The sequence below is a fragment of the Mycobacterium sp. genome, assembly GCF_035653355.1.
Lineage (GTDB): Bacteria > Actinomycetota > Actinomycetes > Mycobacteriales > Mycobacteriaceae > Mycobacterium.
The window spans coordinates 1-6,427 of the sequence record NZ_DASRBZ010000644.1; the positions used below are offsets into that span (position 1 = coordinate 1).

Genomic DNA, 6,427 nt, shown 5'->3' on the forward strand with positions numbered 1-6,427 from the left:
ACGCGCGACCGCCGTTGTGGTAGGGGGGTCGGCCGCGCTGCTGACGGGCGGCATCGCCCATGCCGACACCGCGCCGCCGGCGCCGGTTCCCAACCTTGGCAGCATCGGCCAGCAGCTTGCCAATGCACCGCAATTGCTCCAGGGCCTCACGAGCGCCCTCGGCGGCGCGCCGGCCACACCGCCGACCCCGCCGCCCATGGCCAGCGCTGACATCCGCGTGCCGCAGCTGCCGGCAAACGTTCCGGGCGCTTCCGCTCTCGCACCACCGGCGACGTCGCCCACACAAGGGACGCCCGCCGCCATGCCGGGGCTCAATTCGATCCTTCCGGGCGCAACTCCTTCGGCGCCCGCAACTGCTCCGGCTGCGACGGCTCCGACGGCTGGCCCGGGCCTAATGCCGAACGCCCAGGTTTCGCTGCCGAACGTGCCGTTCTCGCCGGTGCCATTGCCGCAGCAAGTCTCCCTGCCTGGCGACCTGGCTTCGCTTGCTCCCGGGGGTGTCCCGATCCCGCGCGGCATGACGCCGCCGACCGCTCCGGTGCCATCGACTGCGACTGCGCCGCCGGCAGTGATCAACAACCCGATATTGATCCCGCTTTCGGCGCTGCCCTGAGCGTGTAGCCGACTGCCCCACCGAGATACCGGGAGAACACCGTGGTACGCATCTGGAATTTCCGCAGCGGCTTCGCCGCCGTTGCGATCGCTTCAAGCGCCGGATTAGCGCTATGCCCTAGCGCTGCCGCTGAGCCGGCGCCACCGCAACCGCTACCGTCCCAACAACTCCCGGGTCTGCCGGCGCTCTCGCAGCTGAGTCCGATCATCCAGCAGGCGGCCGCCGACCCTGAGCAAGCGTCCCAGCTGCTCATGGCGGCGGCGTCAATGTTTACGCAGAATCCCACAGCGCCGGACGCGTCGAAAAATGTCGCCTCGGCCGTGAACCAGTTCGTGCAGGACCCGGCGGTTCCGAGCGCCGCGGCGGCTCATACGCCGCCACTGGGTGTGCAACCGGGCGCTAAGGCACACCTGCCAACTGGGATCGATCCCGCCCATGCCGTGGGGCCGGCCCCAGCATCAGCGGCTCCGGCGCAAGCCGCTCCGCCAGCGGGGCCGGCCGCGCGGCCGGGCGCTGCTCCGGCGGCCATGGCCACGCCGCCGGCCGGCCCTCCTGCTGCTGCGCCGCCGGGGCCCGCACCCGCACCGTCGGCGGCCGCACCGTCGGGGCCGGCGCCCGCACCGTCGGGCCCGGCGCCAGCGGCCGGGGGCCCGGCGCCCGCGGCCGCCCCTGGTTTCGGCCCGGACGCTCCGCCCACCCAGGACTTCATGTACCCCTCGATCGGCAGCGGCTGCCTGGCCGACGGCAGCAACTCAATCGCGACCGCGCTGTCGGTGGCGGGTCCGGCGAAGATCCCGACTCCGGGTCCCGGACCCGGCCAAACCGCCTACGTGTTCACCGCGATCGGGACACCGGGACCCGCCGAAGAGCAGAAGCTGCCATTGAACGTCACGTGGGTGAACCTCACCACCGGCAAGTCGGGCAGCGCCACACTCAAGCCTCGCCCCGATATCAACCCTGACGGGCCGACCACCTTGACCGTTATCGCCGACACCGGTTCGGGCAGCATCATCTCGACGATCTTCGGGCAGGTCACCACCAAGGAAAAGCAGTGCCAGTTCCTGCCCACCATCGGCTCGACGGTGGTGCCGTAGGAGTACTACTTCTAGCGCGAGCGGGCGCATTTGTACGCCACAGCCGGTGTGTCGGTGTGCAAACACGCCCGCTCGCGGCCACCGTGGGCAACTCAGTAGGCCATGAAGAGGATCGCGTCGCGGTCGTACTCCAGGCCGGGATGCGCGCTGGCAAGGTGCTGCTGGGTCAGTTCGACCAGTTCGTCCTCGTCCTTGCCGACGATCGCCTCACCGCACGGACAGTTCAGGTGTGTTTTCACGTTGCCGCCTTTCGCGTCACCTTCGGAGTCGCCGTCTTGGCTGCCTTCATCTGCTTCTTGTGGGAGCGCACCTGCTCGAGTGAGCGGGCGTCGAAGACATCGGCCACCGACATGTGGCTGCCGGCCTTGCCGTATTCGCCGGCCGCTGTCCGCCAGCCCGCCGGCGTCACACCGTACTGCTTGCCCAGCAACGCCAAAAAGATGCGGGCCTTCTGCTCGCCGAAGCCCGGCAGCCCCTTGAGCCGCCGCAGCACTTCGGCCCCGTCGGGGTCACCGGCCGTCCATAACCCAGCGGCGTCGCCGTCGTATCGGTCGACGACGACCTGCGCGAGCGCCTGGATCCGCTTAGCCATCGAACCCGGAAAGCGATGTATCGCAGGCCGTTCCGAGCACAGTGCGGCGAACTTGTCTGGGTCGTAGTCGGCGATCTTGGTAGCGTCGAAGCCGCCCATGCGGTCGGCGATCTTCCTGGGGCCCGCGAACGCCGTCTCCATCGGCACCTGCTGGTCCAGCAACATGCCGACGAGCAACGCGAGCGGGTTGGATTCCAGCAACGCGTCGGCGTGCGGATCCTGAGCGAGCTGCAGTTTTGGCACTCGCCCAGTTTAAAGCGGCGGCGGCAGTATCGCGGCCAGAGCGTCCATGCACAGGGCACGGACTTCTTCGCGGGTGAACTGCTCGTCGGCCAGCCACTGCACACACAGCACCCGCACGAACGCCAGCCAGCTGATGACGATGGCGGAAAGCCGTTGGCGCGCAGACTGGTCCAGGTCGGCTGCGTCGGCGACGCGATCCCGCAGCGCGGCCAGCTCGGCGTTGATGATGTCCTGCACGACCGGATCGCTGGCCAATGTCCGGTTGGCGGCCAGCACAGTGTTGCGGTTGGCCACGAAGTAGTCGAGGTGAGCATCCAGACCGCCGGCGATCTGGTCTTCGAGCGAAGCATCCGGGCGCAACCGAACGCCGTCGAGCAGCCGCTCGGCCGCTCGCCGGTATACCGACGCGAACAGTGTCGGTTTGCCGGGGAAATAGCGGTACAGCAGCGCCCGGGAAATGCCGGCCTCTTCGGCGACCGCATCCATGGTCACGTCCTCGTAGGGCAGGGAAGCGAAGACCCGCTCCGCGGCGTCGACGACGTGTTCGCGGCGACGCTCCGGCCCGAGACGGCGTTGAACGGCCACACCCAGATGCTAGTTGACAACCGTCTACCACTGTCCCGTGACGCCGGGACGCCGGCTAGACGATCACCTTGGGCCACAAGACCTTACATGCTAAGTTGACACTAGTCTACTTACCGGGCTACGTTGGCCGAGCCTCCCTCCGCATCGCGAAAGGAACCGCCCAGATGGCTGACATTTCCGCTGTCACGACGCCCAAAGGGCGATACCTGAAGTATCTGAGCGTGTGCACCGGCGTGTCATCGATCGCCATCGGGGCCTACCACTTCGCGCTCGGCACTGCGTCGGTTCCCGGCGCGACGGACGCCAACGCGACAGTCGACTCTCGTGAGCGCTTCTACTCGGCCATCTTTACCGGGTACGGAATCGCCTGGATGCGCGCAGCTGGGAAGTCACCGATCCGCGCCGACGAGGTGCGCCTGCTGGCCGGGCTGATGTTGGCTGGCGGCGTGGGGCGGTTGATCTCCCGGGCCGTAAACGGTCGACCGCATTGGTTTCAGGACGTCCTTGCTGCAGTCGAATTGGCTGTTCCGGCAGCATTTCTCGGGCTGGCTGACGCTCAGCAGAAAGCCGCGCTGGGCCCGGCGGTCACCGGCTAACCGCTTTTGCGCCGGAACTCCCGGCGGCTTTCGGCGGGTCCGTGTGCACGCGGCTGTTTGGCGCCGGCGTCCTTACGCGCGGATCCGGATGACGCCTTCTGCTTCTTGCGGTCCAGGGCTTCCCGGAACTTACGCTTGGTCTCGTCGTCCGATGTGGATTCTGGCCCTGACTTCGATACCGCCATGACCGCAGCGTAGCGCGAACGACGGTTTGACCGCTTCGCGGAGATTAACGAATGCCGGGCGGCAGGCCGTAGACGTGGGTGATGGGCAGCGTCACAACCACGCGCCGGTCGGTGACCATCGCATCGCGGTATTCGTCCCAGTCCGGGTGTTCGCCGGCGATGTTGCGGTACAAGGTGATCAGCGCCTCGACGGTGTCGTCATCGCGCGCGGCCGCCGGCGGCGTCAATTCCGCGGTGCCTTCCGCGACGGCGTACGACCATCCGTCGTCGGCGTTGACCAGGATCGAAGCCCGCGGGTCACGGCGCAAGTTGCGGGTCTTGGCACGCGGCTCGGTGATCGATACCTGGATAACCAGATTGCGCGGGTCGAAGTAGTACTGCACGTTCGAGAGCTGGGGACGCCCGTCGCGCTTGATGGTGGCGAGCACGCCGATGGAGTTCCCACTGATCACGGCCAGCAGCTTGTCGTCGAACACTCGGCGTCCCATGAAGCGAGCCTACCGTCGCGGCGGTCGGTGACCGGTCCCGATTCGCCGGCGGCGTCGCTACCATCGCGCTATGACGAGGGTCGACGGCAATTCGCTGCTGGGCGTCTCGACCACCACACTGTGGACGTTGCGCAATCGCGCCATCGAGGCCAAGCGCCCGAACGGTGTGCTCGACGACCCTTGGGCCATCGCACTTTTCGACGCGATCGACTATGACTACGAGAAGTTCGGCAAGCCGCATCAGTATCACCCGCGGCGGGCGCTGACGTTCGACTCTGCCACCGCGGAGTATTTGCGTACGCACCCAAAGGCGTCCGTCGTAGCCCTGGCCGAAGGCTTGCAGACCAGCTTCTGGCGTCTGGACCGTGCCGGTCTGCTCGACGGCGTTACGTGGTATTCGGTCGACCTGCCGCCGGTGATGGCGCTGCGTCGCCAACTGCTCCCGCGCGACGACCGCATCGTCGAACTCGCCCAGTCGGCGCTGGACCGCAGCTGGATGGACCGCGTCGAAACCGGGCACGGCGTACTCATCACCGCCGAGGGCCTGCTGATGTACCTGCCGCCGGGCGATGGGCGCGACTTGATCGTCGACTGTGCGGCCCGATTTCCCGGCGGCCAGATGATATTCGACTCGATACCGCATTGGGCCAGTCGACGAACGCTGCAGGGCTGGCATCTATCTGATCGCTATGCGTTACCGCCCATGCCGTTCGGGCAGACCGCGGACGAGAGTGTCGCCCTCGGCCGTCAAATCCCCGGCGTGTGCGCGGCCCGCGATGTCCCGCTGCGGCCCGGCCACGGAATGTCCAAGCTGCTCGCGTGGGGGCCCGTGGATCGCATCCGCCCAATGCGGCGGAGGCGGTCGAGCGTCACCCTTCTGGAGTTCGCATGACGCGCTATGCGGCGTTTCTGCGCGGCGTCAACGTCGGCGGCGTCAACCTCAAGATGGCCGAGGTGGCAGCCGCGTTGACCGACGCCGGTTTCGGCAACGTGCGCACCATCTTGGCCAGTGGCAACGTGCTGCTGGATTCCGCTTCGCGCGTCGGCACGGTGCGCAAGAAGGCCGAGGCCGCCCTTCGCGAGAAGTTTGGCTATGACGCCTGGGTGCTGGTCTACGACGTCGAGAAAGTGGCTGCCATCCTCGATGCATATCCGTTCGACCGCGAGGTCGAGGGATACCAGTCTTATGTCACGTTCGTCAGCGACACCACGGTGCTCGACGAACTCGCCGCCCTGGAAGCCGGCCCCGACGAGAAGATCAGCCACGGTGACGGAGTCATCTACTGGCAGGTTCCCAAGGGCGCCACCCTGGACAGCACCATCGGCAAGACGATGGGCAAGCCGCGCTACAAGTCGTCGACGACTACCCGCAACCTGCGCACGCTGGCCAAGGTGCTGCAGGCAGCCGACAAGTAGCGTCAGTCGTCCGGTGCCGCATCGAGATAACGCATCGCGTCGTGCTTGCCGAGGCCCAGGCCTCGGGCGGTGTCGAGGTAGCTCCGGGCCGCCGCGGCCATCGCGGCGTCGGCAGGGTCGGCCCGGGCGACGAAAGTGCCGAACCGGCCGCGGGTTTCGACGATGCCGGCAGCCTCCAGCTCACGGTAAGCGCGGGCCACGGTATTCACCGCAAGGTGCAGCTGGCCGGCCAGTTCGCGCACGGTCGGCAATCTGGTTCCAGGCCCCAACCTGCCGGTCCGGATTTCGTCGATGAGCTGGGTCCTGAGCTGGTCGAACAGCGGCCTGCCCGCCCGCGCGTCGAGTCGCACTGATTCCCCCAGCTCCACCTGCTCAGTATCTCGCAGCGACTATGTTGGGAGGGTGCGGATCACAGTGCTCAGTGGCGCGGGAGTCTCGGCGGAGAGTGGAGTGCCGACTTTTCGCGACGACAAGAACGGGCTGTGGGCACGCTTCGACCCCTACGAGTTGGCCAGCATCGACGGCTGGCTGCAAAACCCGGAACGGGTCTGGGGTTGGTACTTGTGGCGGCACTACCTGGCCAGCTGCGTCGAACCCAACGACGGCCACCGCGCC

The 6,427-nt window shown here is 67.3% G+C and carries 12 protein-coding genes; 6 read left to right on the top strand and 6 right to left on the bottom strand.

The window, feature by feature from the left end; translation table 11 throughout:
• Together VFA16_RS22090 and VFA16_RS22095 are read left to right on the top strand one after the other, a co-directional pair.
• Positions 1–613, top strand: a 613-nt coding sequence (locus tag VFA16_RS22090; RefSeq protein ID WP_324969888.1) for a hypothetical protein, incomplete at its 5' end; no start/stop codon positions are given.
• Between the two features lie 41 nt (positions 614–654).
• Positions 655–1,707 carry a hypothetical protein gene (locus tag VFA16_RS22095; protein ID WP_324969889.1) on the top strand — a complete coding sequence of 351 codons (1,053 nt, stop codon included), beginning with the start codon at positions 655–657 and terminating at the stop codon, positions 1,705–1,707.
• A gap of 92 nt (positions 1,708–1,799) precedes the next feature.
• On the opposite strand, the gene VFA16_RS22100 is transcribed toward VFA16_RS22095, so the two are convergent.
• Genes VFA16_RS22100 through VFA16_RS22110 form a run of 3 tightly spaced genes read right to left on the bottom strand, consistent with a single transcriptional unit; the run spans position 1,800 to position 3,127 of the window.
• Entirely contained in the window at positions 1,800–1,946 is a 147-nt protein-coding gene (locus VFA16_RS22100) for a DUF1059 domain-containing protein (protein ID WP_083084790.1), read from the bottom strand.
• Positions 1,943–2,542 (bottom strand): HhH-GPD-type base excision DNA repair protein, encoded by a 600-nt coding sequence (locus VFA16_RS22105; RefSeq protein ID WP_324969890.1) that lies wholly within the window; start codon positions 2,540–2,542, stop codon positions 1,943–1,945. The genes VFA16_RS22100 and VFA16_RS22105 overlap by 4 nt, the downstream gene beginning before the upstream one ends.
• Before the next feature lie 9 nt (positions 2,543–2,551).
• Positions 2,552–3,127, bottom strand: coding sequence for a TetR/AcrR family transcriptional regulator (locus VFA16_RS22110; RefSeq protein ID WP_324969891.1), 576 nt, complete (start codon positions 3,125–3,127; stop codon positions 2,552–2,554).
• Between the two features lie 164 nt (positions 3,128–3,291).
• Here VFA16_RS22110 and VFA16_RS22115 point away from each other — a divergent pair, with 164 nt between their 5' ends.
• The gene (locus VFA16_RS22115) at positions 3,292–3,723 is read left to right on the top strand and encodes a DUF4345 domain-containing protein (protein ID WP_324969892.1); all 432 of its coding nucleotides are present in this window, start codon (positions 3,292–3,294) and stop codon (positions 3,721–3,723) included.
• Here VFA16_RS22115 and VFA16_RS22120 read toward each other — a convergent pair.
• Entirely contained in the window at positions 3,720–3,908 is a 189-nt protein-coding gene (locus VFA16_RS22120; RefSeq protein ID WP_324969893.1) for a DUF5302 domain-containing protein, read from the bottom strand. The two genes, VFA16_RS22115 and VFA16_RS22120, sit on opposite strands and share 4 nt — an antisense overlap.
• A 44-nt stretch (positions 3,909–3,952) precedes the next feature.
• The gene (locus VFA16_RS22125; RefSeq protein ID WP_324969894.1) at positions 3,953–4,396 is read right to left on the bottom strand and encodes a PPOX class F420-dependent oxidoreductase; all 444 of its coding nucleotides are present in this window, start codon (positions 4,394–4,396) and stop codon (positions 3,953–3,955) included.
• Positions 4,397–4,466: 70 nt separating this feature from the next.
• Between VFA16_RS22125 and VFA16_RS22130 the strand changes: the two genes are divergently transcribed.
• Together VFA16_RS22130 and VFA16_RS22135 are read left to right on the top strand one after the other, a co-directional pair.
• Complete coding sequence (locus VFA16_RS22130; protein ID WP_324969895.1) at positions 4,467–5,288, top strand: class I SAM-dependent methyltransferase; 822 nt, start codon at positions 4,467–4,469, stop codon at positions 5,286–5,288.
• Positions 5,285–5,812: a DUF1697 domain-containing protein gene (locus VFA16_RS22135; RefSeq protein WP_324969896.1), complete on the top strand. Its 528-nt coding sequence runs from the start codon at positions 5,285–5,287 to the stop codon at positions 5,810–5,812. The genes VFA16_RS22130 and VFA16_RS22135 overlap by 4 nt, the downstream gene beginning before the upstream one ends.
• A 2-nt stretch (positions 5,813–5,814) precedes the next feature.
• On the opposite strand, the gene VFA16_RS22140 is transcribed toward VFA16_RS22135, so the two are convergent.
• Positions 5,815–6,180, bottom strand: a complete 366-nt coding sequence (locus VFA16_RS22140; protein WP_324969897.1) for a GntR family transcriptional regulator — start codon at positions 6,178–6,180, stop codon at positions 5,815–5,817.
• Between the two features lie 34 nt (positions 6,181–6,214).
• On the opposite strand from VFA16_RS22140, the gene VFA16_RS22145 reads away from it, so the two are divergent.
• Positions 6,215–6,427, top strand: a 213-nt coding sequence (locus VFA16_RS22145; protein ID WP_324969898.1) for a Sir2 family NAD-dependent protein deacetylase, incomplete at its 3' end; no start/stop codon positions are given.